Below are 19279 nucleotides of genomic sequence, written 5' to 3' on the forward strand. Positions count from 1 at the left end.
ACCCATCGCCGATACGATCGGCTCCCACCCTGCGGTAGTCATGCTGCTACCCGAGGGTGGTGTCGGCGGTCCGGTGGCGCATCGAGGCTGACGACATCGTGACGCTCACTGAGGCACAGTTCGCGGACCACACGGGAGGCATCCGGCATGGGCAAGAAAAAGAAGTACGAAAAAGCGCTCGAGGAACTCCAGGTCGAACTCGTCGGCCTGACGCGCTGGCTCAGGCACACCGGCAAGCGCATGGTCGTCGTCTTCGAAGGCCGCGACGCGGCCGGCAAGGGCGGCACCATCAAGGCGATCACGGACAAGCTCGACACCCGCGCCGCGCGCGTCGTGGCGCTCTCCAAGCCCACGCCGACCGAAGACACGCAGTGGTATTTCCAGCGTTACGTCGCGGAGCTGCCGGCGGCGGGCGAACTCGTGCTGTTCGACCGCAGCTGGTACAACCGCGCGGTCGTCGAACCCGCCATGGGCTTCTGCACCGACGAGCAGTACGACCGCTTCATGAAGGCCTGCCCCGTCTTCGAGAAGATGCTCGTCGACGACGGCATCATCCTGCTGAAGTACTGGCTCTCGGTCGATCAGAAGGAACAGGAAGAGCGCTTCGCCGAACGCGCGGCGGATCCGCTCAAGCGCTGGAAGCTCTCGCCCGTCGACATCAAGGCGCGCGACAAGTACGCCGAGATCGGCGACCTGCGCGACGCCATGATCCAGCACACGGACACCGAGGACGCCCCGTGGTTCGTCGCCGACTTCAACGACCAGAAGACCGGTCGGCTGAACCTCATCCGCCACCTGCTCGACCGCATTCCCGACAAGCTGACGCCGGATAAACCCTTCGACCTGCCGCCGCTCGCTGGCAAGCCGAAGAAGGACAAGGTCACCGCGAAGGCGCAACGGGTGCCCGAGGTTTATTGATCGTCCTTACCCGCTGCGTCGAGGATCTTCACCAGGGTCAGCAGCTCGTCGCGCGGTGCGTCGGCGAGCTGCCGGATGGAGATCTCCGACCATTGCGCGAAACCTTGCGCGTTCGGTCGGGCGACGAGAGCCAAAGGGCTTTCGTCGCGGAAGGGCCCGTAGGATGGAAGCACGGGGAGTTCGAGCGCGTTTTCCGCTGCCACCGAGGCACCGTACGCGGCCAACGATGCCGTCGACCCCCACCCCCTCCAGGCGCGCTCCGCGTCACTCATGCCCGCCGAAATCCGGGCATCGCCCAGATAACTCAGCGCCTCGTGCCAGGGTCCACGGCGCTTTTCGTCCATCGAAGAGGCAAGTTCGTAAACGCTGGTTCTGAAGGATGTGTCGCGCTCGCTCATCGTCATGGAGGCCAGGTGCCGCTCGACCGAAGTGAACGCTCCCGAGTCGTCGAATGCGATCTGCGAGAGGGTCATTCTGTCGAGCGACTCGAACGGATTGGCCGCCGACACATCGGCGTGGATCTTCGCGCCACCGTAATAGATCACCGATACGCAGTTGCTCGCTTGCCTGGCGAGCGTCAGCCTGTCGCTGGACCCGTCGCGAGGGACCTCCTCGAAGACATCCGCGCGGATGCCCTCCGCACGGATCTGGCTACCGATCGACGCGACGAAGTCACTGAACGTCGCTGCGGCCGCCTCGGGATCGACGGTTCGCCCCCGCCCCACCGACGCAAGCGCCATACCGACGCGGGACAGCGAAAGACCGCCACCCGCGGGGTCCGCGCGCCCTGCCGCCTCTTGCTTCGCGAGCATGTCGGTGTAAGGTGCGCCATTGACGATGCGCACCGTATCTCCCGCCCGCATCTCCCTGTCGATCGACAGGCAATCTGCACGAACAAGTTCCATGTGCCCTCCTTGCGCGAATGCCGCGGCAACGAGCCGCGACGCGGTTCGTCTCTGATCGATTCGCCGTGGGAAGGGCATCGGCACGTCGACGGCAAGGTTTTGACGGCGATCGACGAAAACGATGTAGGTGTCAGCACAGCGTGGTGAGCGATTCTTCCCGCCCAGCCCCGGGCATTGAAAAGAGTCCACGTCACGCCGGACTCTTTTCGCTAGGCCACTGTGTTCAACGCGGCTTCACCAGCTGGTATTCGCCCTTGGCACCCCAGCGCCTGGCTTTGGTGTCGATGCGCGCGCACAGGACGCCATCGCAAAGCGTCACATCGGCGCGATTGACGGCCTTGAGCCACTCGGCCGACTGCTTGTTGTCCTGGATCACCCCGAGGTAGTGATAGTTCAGGCCTACCGCGCCGCCGACGAGAACCAGGACGAGGGTTCCCATCGCGCCCACGAATTGCCAGGCCCGAATGAGCTTCGGGCGCATGAGCGCATCGAAGCGTTGCTGCTGCTCGTGTAAGGCGGCGGTCATGTCCTCGCGGAACTGCTTGACCTCCTGCTCCCGAAACGCCCGAAGGGCTCGCTGCGTTTCCATCGTCTGCTTCGTCATGTTCGCCACGGTCTTGTCCACCCGGGACACACTCATCAAGAGCAGGCCGGCGGCGTTCTTCGCATCCTCGTTCACTCTGTCTCTCCTTTTTACCGCGACATGCCGCGGCTCATGCTCTGGCGCTGACTCTGTTCCAGTTGTTGTTGCAACGCTTGCTGGGCCTGGCGTTCCGTTTCCTCGGCCAGTCGCTCGAGACTCCGGTCAAGCGGCTGCATGGACGCATGGATCGGATCGATCGTCGCCGATTGGCCGAACCACGGACTACCCACGTCCTTCGTAGCCATCAACTGGCCGTTCCAGTCGATGGCGACACTGTCGATACGATCCAGGCCGTTGCGGCGCGCTTCGAAGGCGAGCACACCTGCCGTGCGCTCCATGTCCGCGCGATCCTCGCACCGCACTTCGTCCGGCCCCAGTCGTTCGAGATGCGACATCGCCTGGGCAAACAGAGGCTGGTCGCGGCCCGGAAGGGCCTTCTGCTTGTCCGCGATACCTTGCATCGTCTCCGCCAGCAGCTGCTCGGCGGCATCGGTGGTGCTGTAGGCGTGAGCGATCGCCAGCGCGCCCTTGTCGTCACCGGCATGAAGCGCCGCGAAGTACCGGCCGATCAAGTCGTCGCCTTCTATCCGCGTCGCCGAACGCGGGCCGGTGTCCGCCGCCGTGGTCACCAGCGACGGAGGGGCTGCGGAAAGCTTCGAAGCCGGTATCGGCGAGTCCATCCGATAGACCGCCTCCAACGCCTCCTGCACGTTGTCCTCCGCCGGGTTGCGGCCATAGAGCGCACCCGGGGTGGTCCACTGCGCGTCGTCTCCGCGCGTATACGTCAGACCGTCGAACGCGACCTGACGCTCGGGATGCCGGATCGCATCCCGCACGGCAGGAGGCATCTCGCCGTGCCGCGACCAGCCGAACCGGTCGTAAGCGGCCTGGTAGTTGGTTGCCATCGCGGCCGGCGTCACTTGTCGGTTCGTCGCCACGATCTCCTGGGCTTGCCGATCGAGCATCGCGGCCCTTGCCGGGCTCGCGGATTCGACGTCGAAGCGCTGCATGCTCAATCCGACATGGCTGTCGCTGACATGACGCGACCATCGCCCCGAAGAGGCATCGCGTTGCCAGTCGCCCTCGTAGAGGTTGCCCGGCCGATGATCCTCCGGGGTCGACGGCAGTCGATAAGGATTCTGCGTCTTCGGCGGCGCGGCCAGCGCCAGTTCCACCGCGCGGCTCGACGCCTGATAGTTGAGCCGGTCGGCCAACTCGGCGGAGGCCGTGACCGTCTGCCGGTTGTACACCGGCATGCCGCGGTCCACGGTGGCCTGCGTATCGAGTCCGGCATCGACGGTGCGCGTCCAGCCATGCGCAGGATGGCGGGGATCGAACTGCCAGCGGTGCCCTTCCCCATCGGTTTGCCGATGAATGCGCTGCTCGTCGAGCCATGCGGCCAGCCTGTCACCGGCCACGGCGCCCGCGATACCACCCACGGCACCGCCGATGAACGCGCCGGGCCCGGTCTCCGACGTAAGTGCCGCGCCAGCGGAAGCCCCCAACGCGACCCCGCCGAATCCACCGACGTTACGCGACACCGCGCCGACGATATGCGACTGCGCGCCGGTGTCGTTGCCTTGCTCGTGTAGCGCTGCAGCCTCCCTTGCCGATACCACGCTGTCATGGACGGTGGCGGCCACACCGGCCAGGCCCAATCCCTTGATCGACATGGTCGCGCCAGGTGCGCGGCGCACCCCCACCAGCGGTTCGGCGACCGGTGTCGGCAACAGGCCAGCGAGCGTCGCCTCCCTTATATAGGCGGCCTGCACATGCGGGAGAACGCCTTCCACGCCGTGCTGCGCATACACGCCACGCAGAAACTCCACCGGCACGCCACCGAGGCTGCGAACGTTCGGGTTCTGCAGCGCCGTAGGTATCTCGACCTGACCGAAAACACGATACGGATTGGCGTTGACGGCGATGACTCTGACATCGCCCCGCAACGAGTTGGCGAAGTCACGGGACGCTTCGCACCAGAGGCAGTTCTGAATGCTGGTGAGGCTGTTCGCGGGCGCGTTGGCGTCGCCGTAAAGAAAGTCGAGAACGAGCTTTCTTGAAACATCATTCCGAGCACCCTGAGCTTCAAAAATCCGTCTGGCGGACTTCTTTATCGCGATGTCGATTGCTTCGTCGGCCAAGAACTTGCCGCGCGGCGTATCGTTGATGATCGACGCCCGTGTCTTCGCCGCATGCGCGACAGCGATGTCATTCGTTGGCACCTCACCCACAGCGCCACTGTAAAGTGTCGCTGTGGGTCCAGAAGCCTTCGCCGAATACTCACGCACAATTGCCCGAATGTCATCCAGCGTCCTGGCCGCGCGAATACGCCCAAGGTCGCGTCCAGACCCATCAGTCCCTGTCCTCGTCATCCCTGACCAGTACCCATCCATTCCGAAAAAGAATGTCGCCCATGAACCGGGACTGCGCTGACTCGTCTATGACGAAGGGCCTTTCGTCTAACAAGCACCAAGCCGATATCATCTGACCAAGCAGCGACTGGACCTCGCCCAGCTCTCGGAGCGTAAAGGCGGCGCAGTACCTAGGATCGGGGTCAGTCCCGAACCAATCGTGCTTCAACCATCCGAACGAGACAATTTCAACGTTGAAATTATTTCCGTCAGCGAGGAACACCGCCCTCACTTCGCCGTAGTAGATCGAGCCAAAAATCTCAGCTGCGAAGGTCTCGATGGGCGGCTCATCGCGACCACGCTTTCCTCCCGCGTAGCGAACCCGCCCTTGCGGAAGATCGATCCAGTCAAATGTATCGCTGTACTTACCCATGGCGATGCTCCTTGTTCGCGGGTTGTGCCTTCGAATCCGGCCGAGCGGCTTCTGACACCGAGCTGTGCCAGTCATCAGGCTAGAAACTGAGTCGAATCATGTCAGATGCCTGACCGGTGCAAGAGCCTGAAAGGTCGGTGCGCCACTCCGATCCATGCGCAACAATGAGTTGCATCGCATGACATCTTAGTGTGGCTATCCGGATAGATGCTCAGCCGTTGAGACTTGTCGCAGCGAGCCTCTGCATCTTAGGCAATGGCGAGCGTTCGCGAATCGGGAAGATTCTGAAAAGTGACACGCATGAAGCGGCGGCGCGCTTTGTGACGGATGGATACGCGAGCACCCGTCGCGGCCAGGTCCGCTCCTACCAGGCGCCTTGCGGCGCAAGCGTCTGTCCGACGTGCTGCCTCGGTGATCGGAGAGGTGCCGGGCGGTGCCCCTCAGAGCGAGTTCGGTCGCCTGCGACCGCATGTCCGAGCGCTGAGGGGCACAGCCCGGCGCCTCCACGCCGGGCGACATGGTGTGCGACGCAAGCGCGATAGGGAACGCCGAGCCTACGTCGTGTCCGCTCCCTTCAGACCCATCAGATGCGCGGTACGGCGCAGGCGAACGATGCCAACTCTGTGATGGGCCGTCGTGCGAGCACCCATCGCGGCCAGGTCCGCTCCTACCAGGCGCCTTGCGGCGCAAGCGTCTGTCCGACGTGCTGCCTCGGTGATCGGAGAGGTGCCGGGCTGTGCCCCTCGGAGCGAGTTCGGTCGCCTGCGACCGCATGTCTGAGCGCCGAGGGGCACGGCCCGGCGCCTCCGCGCCCGGCGACACGGTGTGCGACACCAACGCGATGGCGAAGCCGAGCCCGTCGAGGCGACCGGAGGGGGGCTTACGAATGGGTGACCGTGTGGCGACGCGGATGCACGGGGCGTCGAGGCAGGCGTCCGTTGCGCGAGAGGCGCAGCCATTGCTGGAGGGCGAGCAGGCCGCCGGCCGATTCGATCATCGCGGCGGGGACCCACATGATGACGCCGCCGATCAGCTGCCCGGTGAGCACGTTCATCGTGAAGGCGCGGCCGCAGATTTCGAAGATCGGGTAGAGATCGGTCTTCGAGAAGGTGACGATGGCGCCGGCGACGATCTGCGGCGTCATCGTGATCGCGGGCGACAGGACGCGCCAGCCCGGGGCCATGCGTCCCGGTGGCTTCGGCCGGTGATCGAGGACGATCCACCAGTAGGCCAGGCCCGAGATCATCATCGACCAGTTCATGAGTCGATACAGACGCCAGTCGAGCATCGCCAGCGTCTGCATGTCGGGGATGAGCCAGACGAGGATCAATGCGACGAACGACGCGGTAACGAACGCGGGGTTGAGCGCGACGGCCGAGAAGGCCCGCCAGGCGAGCGAGCGTCCCGCGCGTCGCAGGCGGACGCGCCACGCCAGGGGAAGGCCAGCGCGCAGCACGCTGCCCGGATAGGCCGCGATGATGAGCAACGGCGCGAGGTGGTGCAGCAGCACCTGCTGGATGCGATGCATGAAGAATTCATGCTCCGCGTAATAGTCGAAGTACGTATGCAGCGCGACGTACACGATCGTCATGCCGGTCCAGAACGCCGCCTGCCTGGCTGGCGGCACGCGAAGGCGCCGCGCGCCGCGCACGTAGAGCCAGGCCGCGCCGACGAAGAGGACCAGGAACACCCAGGAGAACTCCCAGGGCACGATCCACTTCATCGCGACGGACAGCACGGTCAGAGCACGCGCCGGCTTCGGCGCGTGCGCCGCCAGCCGTAGATCAGGCCGATGATCGCCACCAGGCCCGGCACCAGCACGATGTTGATGAACTTCAGTCGCAGGCCCAGCGCGTCGATCTCCGCGTTGAGCTGGTGCTGCACGTCGCGCAGCTCCTTGCCGATGGCGAGCTTGCGCTGCAGGTACTGCTCGACCTCGCGACGCTGTTCCGCCGTGGCGGTCGACGGGCCCGTGCCGTTCTTCGTGGGCTGCAGTTCCGCGAGGCGGCGCTGCGTGTCGTAGAGCTCGTTCTCCAGCTCGCGCTTCTTGACCAGGAACTTGCGGTCCGCCGCCGCCTGCAACGAGCGCACGCGCGTGAATGGCCGCTGCGAGTTCACGCGACCGCGGATCGAAAGCAGCGCGGTGGATCCACCGAGGTTGTCGACGATGTTGGCCACGAAGTCGCCATTGTTCGCGAACGGCGTCATCTGCTGCTGGCCGAGCAACGGCTGCACGTCGATCCAGAGGCGATCGGAGAGCAGATCGGTATCCGCGATCAGCACGACCTCGCCGGGGGCCGCGGCCTGGTCGAGATGGCCCTTTTCGCGGCGCTCGGGGAACGCCGTGCGGAACGTGTCGCGCAGGCGGCCCGCGATGACGTAACGCTCGTGCGTGGGTTCGTAGTTCTCCAGAAGCGTCGACGGATCGCCCGTCGCGTCGCGCACGCGCTGCGCCGGGACGACGGCCGCGTCGTCGGAGGTCTGCACCAGCGGCGTGAAGCGCGCCTTCGTGTCCTGGGCGAGTTCGAAGAAGCCCGCGGTCGAGAAGTTCACGCGCTGCAGGCTTGCCGTGACCACGTCGTCGTGGTTGAGATCCTGCGCGCCGAGGCCGAGCATCGCCGGGTGGGCCACGGTGTTGCCGTTGAGCTCGATCGTCAGCGCCTGCGAGCGGTCGAGAACCACCTTGGTGGGGTCGTACAGCACGCCCCACGTTTCGAACAGGCGGCGCAGGTCGGAGTCGTGGTCGTCCACGATGCCCCGCGAGTCGATCAGCGGCGCGTTGTCCATCTCCGCGTCGGGATCGACGAACACGACGAGGTGCCCGCCGCGCAGCACGTACTGGTCGATCGCGTACTGGGCGTCTTCCGTCAGGTGCTTCGGGTGGATCAGCAGCACGACCTTCAGCGCGTCGTCGATGTGCTTGAGGCTGGCGGGGTCCAGCGTGGTCACGTCGGCGAGCTGGTCGAGCTGGCGCACCACGCCCCAGGCCGGCTCGCCGATCACGAGGTTGCCTTCCACCGGCAGCGTGCTGATGACGCCGAGGCGCGGCTTGGTCGGCATGCCGAGCTCGTAGAGCAGCTTCGCGATGTCGTATTCGACGAAGGGCTCGCGGGCCGGGTCGAAGAACGGGATCGACTGGGGAGGCACGTCGCCCGAGCCATCCATGCCGACCAGCCCGAAGAACACGCGCTCGCCGTTGCTGCCGCCGCTGGCCGGCGAAAGACCATAGCTCTCGGCGGCGTCCTCGTCGTCGGAATACGGCACGGGATCGATGACCCTGAAGCGCACGCGGCCATGGGCGCGCACGGCGATCTCGCGCAGCATCTCGTGCACGCGCTGCTCGTAGCTGCGGATCTGCGGCAGGTCGCGCGTCGCATGGTCCGAGAAATAAAGGGTCAGCGTCAGCGGCTTCCGCAGGCTGTCCACGATCTGCTGGGTGCCCGGCGTCAGGGTGTAGATGCGGTCCTCGGTGAGGTCGACGCGCGCGGTGCGCAGCGACATCGAACTGAAGGCGATCGTCACGAGGAACAGCACCGCGATGCCGAGCAGCGCGAGCCGGAGCCGGAAGGAGCGCGTCACGTGCAGGTGTCGCATCGTCAGCGCGTCCGCTTCAGGTCGAGCACGATGACGCTGGCGCCAAGCCAGGCGACGATCGTGGCGAAGAAATAGACCAGGTCGCGCAGGTCGAGCACGCCGCGCGCGATCGCGTTGGCGTGACGCGAAATGCTCAGCTGGCCCAGCGCGCCGATCAGCCGCGGCGGGAGCGAGTCCTGGAAGAAGTCGACGACCTGCGGCTGGCCCACGAGCAGGAGCAGGAAGCACACCGCCGCGGTCAGGATGAACGCGACGATCTGGCTACGCGTGGACGCCGACATGCAGGCACCGATCGCGATGAACGCGCCGGCCATCAGCCAGCTGCCGACGTAGCCCGCGAGGATGACGCCGTTGTCCGGATCGCCGAGGTAATTGACCGTGATCCAGATGGGAAACGTCAGCACGAGGCAGATGCCGATGAACGCCCAGGCGGCGAGGAACTTGCCGAGCACCGCCTGCGCGATCGAGGCCGGCAGGGAGAACAGCAGTTCGAGCGTGCCGGACGCGCGCTCCTCCGCCCACATCGGCATCGTCACCGCCGGCACCAGCACGAGGTACAGCCAGGGGTGCATGTCGAAGAAGGGCTGCAGGTCGGCAAGGCCGCGGTCGTAGAAATCGCCCGCGTAGAACGTGAGCAGGCCCGCGAGCACGAGGAAGATCACCATGAAGACGTACGCCACCGGTGTGACGAAGTAGCTCCACAGTTCGCGCCGGGCGATCGCCGAGACCGCCGTCATGCCTGTGCCCCGCGCGGCTGCGTCGTGATCTGCCGGAACACCTCGTCGAGGCGTCCCTGCTCCAGCTGGATCTCCGATACCTGGAGGTTCTGCGTGCGCAGCAGCGCCTGGACGTCCTCGAGGATCGGCTGACCGGGCCGCGGGAAGACGGTCACGCGACCGTCGAGCGGATCGACCTCCACCATCGCGACATTCGGAATGCGCGCCAGCATCTCGCGCGACACGCCGCTGCCCTGCGCGCTGAACGAAACCGCGCCGTGGTAGCGCGAACGCGCCTCGAGCTCCGCCGGGGTCGCATCGGCGAGCAGCTTGCCGTTGGCGATGATCGCCACGCGATTGCACAAGGCGTGCACCTCTTCGAGCAGATGGGTGGAGATCAGGATCGTGCGCTCACGCGCCATGGCGTCGATCAGCATGCGGACCGAATGCTTCTGGTTCGGATCGAGGCCGTCGGTCGGCTCGTCGAGCATGAGCACCGGCGGGTCGTGCAGGATCGCCTGCGCCAGGCCCACGCGGCGGCGCAGGCCCTTGGACAGCGTGCCGATCGTCTGCTCGAGCACCTCTTCGAGCTCGAGTCGCGAGACCACCTCGTCGAAGCGGCGGAAGGCCACGTCGCGCTCGAGTCCGCGCACGCGGATCATGAAGACGAGGAACTCGCGGATGGTCATCTCGCCGTAGCTGGGCGCGCCTTCCGGCAGGTAGCCCAGTGCGCGCTTGGCGGCGAGCGGCTCCTTGCGGATGTCGTGGCCGCAGACGCGCGCCGTGCCGGACGTCGGCGTGAGGAATCCCGCGATCATGCGCATCGCCGTGGACTTCCCCGCGCCGTTGGGACCCAGCAGCCCCAGCACCTGCCCCGGCTCGGCGCGCAGGCTCAGCGAATCGACCGCGGTGAGCGGGCCATAGCAGCGGGTCAGTCGGTCGGCTTCGATCATTGCCGCGAGTGTAACGGGTACGAGGTGTGCTGCGTTCCACCCGGGTCGGGCCGCCGAGATCGCAAAAAAAAACCCCGCCGTCTCCGGCGGGGTTTCTGTGTCTCGCGAGGTCCGGCGCTTACTGTGCGGCGGTGCCCGCCGGTGCCGGCGCGGTACCGGCCGGGGCCGGTGCCGTGCCCGCGGCGGCCGGGGCCGTCGAGGAACCGGCCGGAGCCGACTCTTCAAGACCCGGCTGCTTCATGCCGGCTTCCTGCTCCGGGGTCTGGTCCGGAATGTTGTCGCCCTGCAGCGGGAGGTAGATCTCGAACTTCTGCTCGTCGTAGCCCTCGATCGTGCCCTTGTTGTTCACCGGCGCCTTCACCTGGATGTCGTAGGCGCGGTAGGTCACGTCGTCGTACTTGTAGCCGTGGGTCTGCGAGTAAGCGGTCAGCATCTGGCGGGTCTGCGGGAGACCGGCGCCCGTGCCGTTCCACTCGGCCTTCAGCGCCTTGCCACCGAAGGCCAGGACGGCCTTGACGTTGCCGTCGACGATGACGCGGCCGAACTTGTCCTTGCTGCCCGGAGCGGCACCGGCATCGGCGGCGGCCGGCGCGGCGGCGGTCGAAGCCTCGGCCGGAGCGGCGGCGTCGAGCGCCGGACGCTGGGCGGCGGTGAGCTCGACGTCCTGGCCGTTGATCTTCAGCGTGGTCGCGTCGATCTCGGCGGCGACGTCGAACGTGTAGTTCTGGTCACCCCAGTTCGTGGTGAAGGTGATGCGCGGACCGACCACGTTCACGCCGAGCTTCTTCGCGGCGGCCTGGATCTCGGCCATCGCCTTGTCCGACGCGGTGTCGACGTCGTCGAGCGTGCGCGGCGCGGTGGTGGAGACCAGCAGGACCGGCTTGGCCGGGGTTTCGACGATCGACGGAACCATCTTGCTGTAGTCGATGTTGGGGATCGACGCCATCAGGTTCTGCAGGTTCGACAGGCTGAACTGGATCAGCGCGTCGGGATCGCCGTGGATGTAGAGGTTCGAGAAGCGGTTGATCAGGTTGAAGCCGTACGAGACGTCGTAGGCCCAGTTCACCTTCACGAGCTTCTGGCTGCGGCCGGTGCGCTCGAGCTTGATCGTGAACTTCTTGTCGTCACCGCGCCAGGCGTTGTCGACGTTCCAGACGATCGTGCCCTTGCCGGCATCGGTGACCTGGGCGAAGTTCGGGTCGATCGAGGCGATCTCGAGCGAGCCGTCGCCGACCTTCTCGTCAGCGGCCTTCCAGGAGATCTTGGAGCCGACGCCATAGGCCTTGCCCGACAGCTCGAACTGCACCTTCGGATCGAAGGAGCGCAGGACGGTGTAGTCGGGGAAACGACGGAAGTTGCTGAAAACGTCGTAAACCTGGCGCAAGTCCTTGCTGATCAGCATTTCGCGCTCGACATGTCCGGTCGAGGGCATGGCCACGCCGACCACGACACCGAGTACGGCGACGATGACGAGGGCGACAATAAATTCTAACAGACGCGTCATTCCACGGTTCTCCGAACGTCTCACGAACGGGCTCCACGCACGGCATGGACGCCGGGTGGTCACCCCTGAAGAATCGGCCCGTGGCAGGGGTTCGCCCGCGCCGAAAGAGCCGATGGTACTTGCTCGCGGCGGGGAACGCCATTGGGTTGCCTGCCCTTTTTCGCAACCCGGCACAAGCGGGTTTTCGGCCGGTGTGACGGGGCTTCCGGCCGATCCTGCCGCGATCGGTCAGACGATCCCCAGTTCGAGGGCCTTCAGGACCGCGCGCGTACGGTCGCGTACGCCGAGCTTGGAGAGGATGTTGGACACGTGGTTCTTCACCGTTCCCTCCGCCACGCGCAGGGAATTGGCGATCTCCTTGTTGCTGTAGCCGCCGGAGAGCAGCCGCAGGATCTCGGTCTCACGCTCCGTGAGAGGGTCCGGCTGCTCCAGGCTGGAGAACTGGTTCTGGATCCGGCCGACCCCCGCCAGCAGCCGCTGCGTGACCATGGGGGCGACCAGCGACCCGCCGGCGGCGACGGTCCGGACGGCCTCGACGAGCTGGTCGAGCGAGACGTCCTTGAGCAGGTAGCCGCGGGCGCCCGCCTTCAGGCCGGACAACACGAGCTGGTCGTCGTCGAAGGTGGTCAGGATGATCGTCGGCGGCAGTTCGTTACGGGCCCCCAGTGCCTGCAGGACCTCGAGGCCGCTCATGTTCGGCATGCGCAGGTCGAGCAGCACGACGTCCGGGCGCACGACGGGAATCTGCTGCACCGCCTGCGCGCCATCGGCGCATTCGGCCACCACGCGGATGTCGCCCGCGAGGTCGAGCAGGGAACGTATGCCCTGGCGAACCAGGTTCTGATCGTCGACGAGGCAGACGGAAATCATGGGAGGTCCTCGGGAGGAACGGAGAGTGTGGCACGCGGCGCCTGCCCGGACGCGTCGTCCGGGGCGGGCTCGAGGAGCTGTCGCGCGGGCGTATGGGCCAGCGTGGATTCTTCGCCCAGCGGCAGGCGCGCGGTCAGCGCGAACCCGCCGGCCGGGTCGGTCCGGAACGTGAGCGTGCCACCGAACTCGGCGAGGCGCTCGCGCATGCCGTTCAGGCCGTTGCCGGGACGGAACTCGCCGCTTCCGCGCCCGTCGTCGCGCGCGTCGAGGCAGAGCTCGTCGGGGCCGGTGTGGCGGAACGTCAGCCAGAGGTGGCGGGCGTTCGCGTGGCGGACGGTGTTCGTCAGGATCTCCTGCACGCAGCGCAGCAGCATCTGCGCGCGGCGGGGATCTTCCACGCCGAAGCGCGGCGGCACCGAGAGGCGGACGTCCAGACCGGGCACTCCCTCGGTCAGGCTGCGCAGGGCCTGCGTGAGGTCGATCGCATCGTCCTGGCGCAGTTCGCTCACCACCTCGCGCACGTCGGCGAGCAGTTGCTTCGCCGTGCTCTGCGCTTTCAGCACGTGCTCGCGGGCGACGTCGTTGGTGAGGTGGCTGGCGACCTCGAGGTTGAGGCTCAGCGCGGTGAGGTGGTGGCCGACCAGATCGTGCAGGTCGCGGGCGATGCGCATCCGCTCGGCGATGCGCGTGGACTCCGCCAGCAGCGCGCGGGTGGCGCGGAGTTCGGAATTCAGGCGGCGCAGTTCCTCGCGCTCCTCCGCCTGCTGGCTCGCGACCATCGAGGCGATGAAGACCAGGGCCGAGAAACCGAAGTACAGGCACGCCTGCATCAGCGCGCTGATCACGCCCCATCCCGGCACCTCGGCGAACACGGGCACCAGCGCCACGTGCGCCACCACCATCCACGCGATGCCCAGCGGCAGGCTGACCAGCCACGGCACCACGGTGGCGACGATGATGAGCAGCAAGGCGCCGACGCCGCTCTTGCTGAGCGCGCCGATCGCCAGCGCGGTACCGGTGAGGATCACGAGCACCGCGACACGCGTGGCGCCGTTGAGGCGCGCGCCCAGCTGGTTCGTCAGCAGCCAGTGCACCAGACCGAAGACGAGGTAACACGCGGTCCAGGCCAGCAGCGCCATGTCGCCGATCGCCCCCGGACCCGATCCGGCCCGCTGCATCGACAGCGGCAGGCCGGCGCACAGGAACACGAAGTACGTCGCGTAGCGAAGCAGGCGGACGTGGTTGAACTGGACCTTGGACATGCCCGCATCATAGGGCTTCGCGCGGCCGGCACCACCTGACTGAAGTCACGTGCCGGCGGCCGGCAAGCGTCGGCTTTACAACGGTTTTACAAGCCCGGCGCGCTCCCCGGCGAGACCCGGGCGTGCCATAATGCCGCGCATTCGGCGGCCCGGGGGTCGCTTTTCCAGATCACTCCAGCGGAGCAACGAATGGCCCTTGCCATCCGCGACGTGCGCGAGCACGACCTGGGTGCCGTGCTGAGCCTCAACAACGAGGCGGGCACAGGCATCCTCGCCACGGACCTCGACCGCCTGCGTCACCTGTACCAGATCGCGCACTACTTCCGCGTGGCCGAGCAGGACGGCCGCATCCTCGGTTTCCTCATCGCCATGCGCCAGGACGCAGGGTACGCCAGCCCGAACTTCCGCTGGTTCCAGGCCCATTACGAAAGCTTCGTGTATATCGACCGCATCGTGATCGCGTCCGAATCGCGTGGCCACGGCCTGGGCCGGATCTTCTATTGCGATGTGCAGAGCTATGCAGAGGTACGCGTGCCACTTTTGACCTGCGAGGTGTTCCTCGAACCCCGCAACGACCAGACCGTGCTCTTCCACGGCACCATGGGCTTCCAGGAAGTCGGCCAGCAGAAGATGGGCGCCGACGGCCCGATGGTGAGCCTGCTCGCCCGCGAGCTGCCCAGCTTCCCGTTCGTGCGCGAGCGCTACCTCGAGCAGGACGGCCTGCCGGCCGTCGACTGGCTGGCCGAGCGCCGGCGCCCGGCCGACGCCGCGGGGGTGGCCGCATGAACGCCCGCGCCGAATCCCTCGAAGCCGCCTGCGACCTGCGCTTCGGCCAGGTGGGCATCGCCTGCGTGCGCCTTCGCCGCGTCGACGCCGCCGCGCTGGTGGAGGAACTGGAACGCCGCGTGCGGTCCGCCCCGCAGATGTTCGCGCGCGCCGCGGTGGTGCTCGATCTGTCGCACCTGCCGAAGCTGCCCGACGACGGCATGGTCGACGCGCTGCTCGAAGCCATCCGCAGCGCCGGCATGCTGCCCGTCGGCCTGGCCTACGGCACCAGCGAGACCGAAGCGCTCGCCGAGCGCATGGGCCTGCCGCTCATCGCCAAGTTCCGCGCGCAGTACGAGCCGGCGCAGGGCGACGCGGCGGCGGTCGCCGCGCCGTCGCGCAGCGAGCCGGTGCACGCGTCGCCCGCCGCCACGCACGACGCCGACACCGGCGGTACCGTCACCGCGCAACACCATGGCGAAGGCACGGTCCGCTCAGGGCAGCAGGTCTACGCGCGCGAACGCGACCTCGTCGTCAGCGCCACCGTCGCCAACGGCGCCGAAGTGATCGCCGACGGCTCCATCCATATCTACGGCACCCTGCGTGGCCGCGCCATGGCCGGCGCGCAGGGTGACGAATCGGCACGCATCTTCTGCTCCGACTTCCGCGCCGAACTCGTCGCGATCGCCGGGCATTACCGCGTGTTCGAAGACATGCCCAAGGAATTCGAAGGCCAGGCCGTGCAATGCTGGCTCGAGAATGGAAAACTCATGATCGCGCGGCTGTGACCACAGCCGCCTCGCAATACTCGGAGACATCCCTTGACTGAAATCATCGTCGTCACCTCCGGCAAAGGCGGAGTCGGCAAGACCACCACCAGCGCCTCCCTCGCCACCGGCCTCGCCATGCAGGGCAAGAAAGTCGCCGTCATCGACTTCGACGTCGGCCTGCGCAACCTCGACCTCATCATGGGCTGCGAGCGCCGTGTGGTTTACGACTTCGTCAACGTCGTGCACGGCGAGGCCACGCTCAAGCAGGCCCTGATCAAGGACAAGCGCCACGAGAATCTTTTCGTGCTCGCCGCGTCGCAGACGCGCGACAAGGACGCCCTCACGCAGGAAGGCGTCGAGAAGGTGCTCGACGAACTGACCAAGGAAAACTTCGACTTCGTCGTCTGCGACTCGCCCGCCGGCATCGAGAAGGGCGCGCACCTCGCGATGTACTTCGCCGACCACGCCGTCGTCGTCGTCAATCCGGAAGTCTCCTCGGTCCGCGACTCCGACCGCATCCTCGGCCTGCTCGCGAGCAAGACCCGCCGCGCCGAGAAGGGCGAGGCGCCGATCAAGCAGCACCTGCTGCTGACGCGCTACAACCCGAACCGCGTCGAAGCCGGCGAGATGCTGAGCGTCAAGGACGTCGAGGAAATCCTCGGCATCTCGGTCGTCGGCGTGATCCCGGAGTCCGAGAACGTGCTCGCCGCGTCCAACGCCGGCGTGCCGGTGATCCTCGACGACAACTCGAACGCCGGCGCGGCCTACAAGGACACCGTCGCCCGGATCCTCGGCGAAGAGCGTCCGCTTCGCTTCCTCGAGCCGGTCAAGAAGGGCTTCCTCAAGCGCGTCTTCGGAGGTTGAGCATGGGTATCCTCGATTTCCTGAAGCGCAAGCCCGAGCCGAGCGCAGGCGTCGCCAAGGAACGCCTGCGCATCATCGTCGCCCAGGAGCGCTCGACGCGCGGCGGCCCCGACTACCTGCCGCTGCTGCGCAACGAGCTGCTCGAAGTCATCCGCAAGTACGTCAACGTCGACGTCGAGGCCGTGAACATCAACCTCGAACGCGACAGCGGCCATGAGGTGCTCGAACTTTCGGTCGCGCTGCCCGACGGCAAGCCGGTCGTCTGAGCCTCGCCATGGACGACACCTCCGCCGGGGCCGCCACGGTCCCCGGCAGCGACCCCGCCGACGCGGTGCTCCGCGTCGGCGAGATCGGATTCGACGAACCACGCGCCCTCCTCGCCCGCTACGGCCTGCGCCTCGTCGCGGTCGCCGACGGCGAGCCGATCCCGGGCAGTTTCTGGGGCGACACCGAGGCCGGCATCATCGGCACCACGGTCTACGCCCGCGCGGACACGCCGGTGCACTCGCTGCTCCACGAGGCATGCCACCTGATCGTGCTGCCCGAGGCGAAGCGCGCGCTCGTGCACACCGACGCCACCGATTCCATCGAAGAAGAAGACGCCACCTGCTACCTGCAGATCGTCCTCGCCGGGCAGCTGCCGTCGGTGGGCTCCGAGCGCCTTATGGAGGACATGGACCGTTGGGGTTACACCTATCGGCTCGGTTCCACGCGCGCGTGGTTCGAGCAGGATGCGCCCGAGGCGCAGGCGTTCCTGCGTGAGCGCGGGTTGCCTACGAACGCCTGAACGACGTGCCGCCTACCGGAGGGTGGGAGCCGATCGTATCGGCGAATGGCTCCGCGACGGGCCCGCTATCGCGGGATCGCCGATGCGATCGGCTCCCACCCTTCGGAAGGTCGGTAGTGCCTGCCTCGTGACTCAACCCGGCTCGTTGCGCTCGACCTGCGACGGCACGCTCGTCGCCGCCACGGCGGTGGCGCGCGCCACGCGACGGCGCTCGATGCGCGTGTACCAGGTCCAGGCACCAAGGCCGATGAGGCACATCGCGGTGGAACCGAGGGCGAGGTTGAGCATGTTCCCCGACAGGGCCGGCGAGAGGACGCCGGCGACCAGCGCCGTGAAGGCGAGGCTGCCGAAGGCCTGCACCGAGGAAACGCCGCCGCGCTGATCCGGGAAGCGATCGAGCAGCAGCAGGGTGAGCGTGGGGAACGCGAGCTGCACGCCCAGGCCGTACAGCGCCAGCGGCAGCGTCGACCACGGCACGCGCGGCGCGTCGAGCACCACGGCGAGCAGCAGGTTGAGGGCGCACGACGAAAGCATCGCCATGTAGCCCCAGCCCACGGTGCGCATCGCGCTGACGCGGCCCGCGACGCGGCCCGAGACGAAGGCGCCCGTGACCATGCCCGTCACGACGGGCACGAACAGCCAGGGGAAGCCATCCGCCCCGAGGTGCAGCAGATCGCGGATCAGATGCGGTGCCGATGCCACGTAAAGGAACAGGCCGGAGAAGTTGATCGAACCCGCGATCGCCAGCGGCCAGAACGGCCGGTCGCGAACGATGCGGCCGTAGCCGGCGAGCAGCGGCTTCGGCCGGAAGACCGTTCGCCGCTCCTCGGGATGCGACTCGACGAGGAAGTACCCGACGGCCAGCGTCAGCGCCACCGTGAACGCCGACAAGGCCCAGAATATGCCGCGCCAGCCGTCGATCCCGAGCAGCCAGGCGCCGACGATCGGCGCGATCGCGGGCGCGATGCCGAAGATCATCATGACCTTCGACATCATGCGTTGCGCTTCCTCGCCCTGCATGGTGTCGCGCACGACGGCGCGACCCACGACGATGCCCGCGCCGCCGGAAAGGCCCTGCAGCACGCGGCAGCCGAGCAGGAAGGCGAAGCTCGGTGCCAGGGCCGCGCCGATGGACGCGGCCGTGTAGATCGCCATCGCGACGACGATCACCGGCTTGCGGCCGTAGGCGTCGGACAGCGCGCCGTGGAACAGGCTCATCACCGCATACGCCATCAGGTACACGCTCAGCAGCTGCTGGAGCCCGACCGCGCTCACCTGGAAGTCGCGACCGATGTCCGGAAAGCCCGGAAAGATGGCGTCGATCGAGAACGGCCCGATCATGGTCAGGGCCGCGAGCAGCAGGGGCAGATAGCGACGCGGGTCGCGGGTCGCGGAGGACATGGTCCTGCAAGGCCGTGCGGGGAGAGATCGGTGAGTATACCTGCGGGGTCCGGCTCGCGGTCAGGCGGCCATCGGCCCATACTCCGTCCAACCCATGTCCACGAGAGGGTCGCGTGAGCTACACCGGATTCCTGGCCGTCGGCATCGGCGGCACCCTCGGCTGCTGGTTGCGCTGGTGGCTCGCCGTCGCGCTCAACCCGTTGTTCCCTTCCGTTCCGCTCGGGACGCTCGCGGCGAATCTCGCCGGCGGACTCGTGATGGGCATCGCGCTGGCGTTGTTCGACCACTTCCAGGCCTTGCCCGTAGAGATGCGGCTCCTCGTCGCCACCGGCTTCCTCGGCGGCCTGACCACCTTCTCGACGTTCTCGGCCGAGGCGTCGATGCTGCTCCTGCGGGGGCAGTACGCGTGGTTCGCCGGACACATCGCGGTCAACCTGCTGGGTTCGATCACGCTGACGGTCATCGGCCTCACCGCGACACGTGGAGTACTCAAGCACTTCTAGCAAGGCGCCGACGCCGCGCGGGGCGGCGCACGAGGGTCAC

Annotated in this window: 19 protein-coding genes; 7 read left to right on the forward strand and 12 right to left on the reverse strand. The window is 67.0% G+C overall.

The genetic code is table 11. The features are described 5' to 3' along the window. The first annotated feature begins 147 nt into the window (after positions 1–147). Positions 148–918, forward strand: a complete 771-nt coding sequence (ppk2, locus tag BMW54_RS09915; protein WP_090055019.1) for a polyphosphate kinase 2 — start codon at positions 148–150, stop codon at positions 916–918. Here ppk2 and BMW54_RS09920 read toward each other — a convergent pair. The 11 genes from BMW54_RS09920 to BMW54_RS09970 all read right to left on the reverse strand — a co-directional run bounded on the left by BMW54_RS09920 (position 912) and on the right by BMW54_RS09970 (position 14149). Next, positions 912–1823 carry a hypothetical protein gene (locus tag BMW54_RS09920; RefSeq protein WP_090055021.1) on the reverse strand — a complete coding sequence of 304 codons (912 nt, stop codon included), beginning with the start codon at positions 1821–1823 and terminating at the stop codon, positions 912–914. The two genes, ppk2 and BMW54_RS09920, sit on opposite strands and share 7 nt — an antisense overlap. Before the next feature lie 223 nt (positions 1824–2046). Continuing rightward, positions 2047–2502: a hypothetical protein gene (locus tag BMW54_RS09925; protein WP_090055022.1), complete on the reverse strand. Its 456-nt coding sequence runs from the start codon at positions 2500–2502 to the stop codon at positions 2047–2049. Between the two features lie 14 nt (positions 2503–2516). Next, entirely contained in the window at positions 2517–4688 is a 2172-nt protein-coding gene (locus BMW54_RS09930) for an XVIPCD domain-containing protein (RefSeq protein WP_139206078.1), read from the reverse strand. 130 nt (positions 4689–4818) lie between these two features. Beyond that, entirely contained in the window at positions 4819–5250 is a 432-nt protein-coding gene (locus BMW54_RS09935) for a hypothetical protein (RefSeq protein ID WP_090055025.1), read from the reverse strand. 880 nt (positions 5251–6130) lie between these two features. Further along, positions 6131–6988 (reverse strand): cytochrome c oxidase assembly protein, encoded by an 858-nt coding sequence (locus BMW54_RS09940; protein ID WP_090055027.1) that lies wholly within the window; start codon positions 6986–6988, stop codon positions 6131–6133. Between the two features lie 2 nt (positions 6989–6990). After that, on the reverse strand, positions 6991–8844 hold the full coding sequence (locus BMW54_RS09945; RefSeq protein WP_090055028.1) for a GldG family protein: 1854 nt from the start codon (positions 8842–8844) through the stop codon (positions 6991–6993). 2 nt (positions 8845–8846) lie between these two features. Next, entirely contained in the window at positions 8847–9581 is a 735-nt protein-coding gene (locus BMW54_RS09950) for an ABC transporter permease subunit (RefSeq protein ID WP_090055030.1), read from the reverse strand. Next, the gene (locus BMW54_RS09955; protein ID WP_090055032.1) at positions 9578–10513 is read right to left on the reverse strand and encodes an ABC transporter ATP-binding protein; all 936 of its coding nucleotides are present in this window, start codon (positions 10511–10513) and stop codon (positions 9578–9580) included. The genes BMW54_RS09950 and BMW54_RS09955 overlap by 4 nt, the downstream gene beginning before the upstream one ends. 118 nt (positions 10514–10631) lie before the next feature. Further along, a complete protein-coding gene (locus tag BMW54_RS09960; RefSeq protein WP_090055034.1) occupies positions 10632–12017 on the reverse strand; it encodes an SRPBCC family protein in 1386 nt (461 codons plus the stop codon). Positions 12018–12245: 228 nt separating this feature from the next. Next, positions 12246–12887 (reverse strand): response regulator, encoded by a 642-nt coding sequence (locus tag BMW54_RS09965; protein WP_090055035.1) that lies wholly within the window; start codon positions 12885–12887, stop codon positions 12246–12248. Next, a complete protein-coding gene (locus tag BMW54_RS09970) occupies positions 12884–14149 on the reverse strand; it encodes a sensor histidine kinase (RefSeq protein WP_090055037.1) in 1266 nt (421 codons plus the stop codon). The genes BMW54_RS09965 and BMW54_RS09970 overlap by 4 nt, the downstream gene beginning before the upstream one ends. Before the next feature lie 189 nt (positions 14150–14338). Between BMW54_RS09970 and BMW54_RS09975 the strand changes: the two genes are divergently transcribed. From BMW54_RS09975 to BMW54_RS09995, 5 genes are read left to right on the forward strand one after another with little or no spacing between them, the layout of a single operon-like run. Then, positions 14339–14935 (forward strand): GNAT family N-acetyltransferase, encoded by a 597-nt coding sequence (locus BMW54_RS09975; RefSeq protein WP_090055039.1) that lies wholly within the window; start codon positions 14339–14341, stop codon positions 14933–14935. After that, positions 14932–15702, forward strand: a complete 771-nt coding sequence (gene minC / locus BMW54_RS09980; RefSeq protein ID WP_090055041.1) for a septum site-determining protein MinC — start codon at positions 14932–14934, stop codon at positions 15700–15702. The genes BMW54_RS09975 and minC overlap by 4 nt, the downstream gene beginning before the upstream one ends. Positions 15703–15735: 33 nt before the next feature. Then, the gene (minD, locus tag BMW54_RS09985; protein WP_090055043.1) at positions 15736–16548 is read left to right on the forward strand and encodes a septum site-determining protein MinD; all 813 of its coding nucleotides are present in this window, start codon (positions 15736–15738) and stop codon (positions 16546–16548) included. A gap of 2 nt (positions 16549–16550) precedes the next feature. Then, positions 16551–16814 carry a cell division topological specificity factor MinE gene (minE, locus tag BMW54_RS09990; protein ID WP_090055045.1) on the forward strand — a complete coding sequence of 88 codons (264 nt, stop codon included), beginning with the start codon at positions 16551–16553 and terminating at the stop codon, positions 16812–16814. Positions 16815–16822: 8 nt separating this feature from the next. Beyond that, positions 16823–17335, forward strand: coding sequence for a hypothetical protein (locus tag BMW54_RS09995; protein ID WP_090055047.1), 513 nt, complete (start codon positions 16823–16825; stop codon positions 17333–17335). Positions 17336–17467: 132 nt separating this feature from the next. Here the strand turns inward: BMW54_RS09995 and BMW54_RS10000 are convergent, their stop codons facing one another. Then, complete coding sequence (locus tag BMW54_RS10000; RefSeq protein ID WP_090055049.1) at positions 17468–18736, reverse strand: multidrug effflux MFS transporter; 1269 nt, start codon at positions 18734–18736, stop codon at positions 17468–17470. Between the two features lie 113 nt (positions 18737–18849). On the opposite strand from BMW54_RS10000, the gene crcB reads away from it, so the two are divergent. Continuing rightward, entirely contained in the window at positions 18850–19239 is a 390-nt protein-coding gene (crcB, locus tag BMW54_RS10005; RefSeq protein WP_090055051.1) for a fluoride efflux transporter CrcB, read from the forward strand. Positions 19240–19279: the final 40 nt, after the last annotated feature.

The organism is Luteibacter sp. 329MFSha, from assembly GCF_900111665.1.
Taxonomy (GTDB): domain Bacteria; phylum Pseudomonadota; class Gammaproteobacteria; order Xanthomonadales; family Rhodanobacteraceae; genus Luteibacter.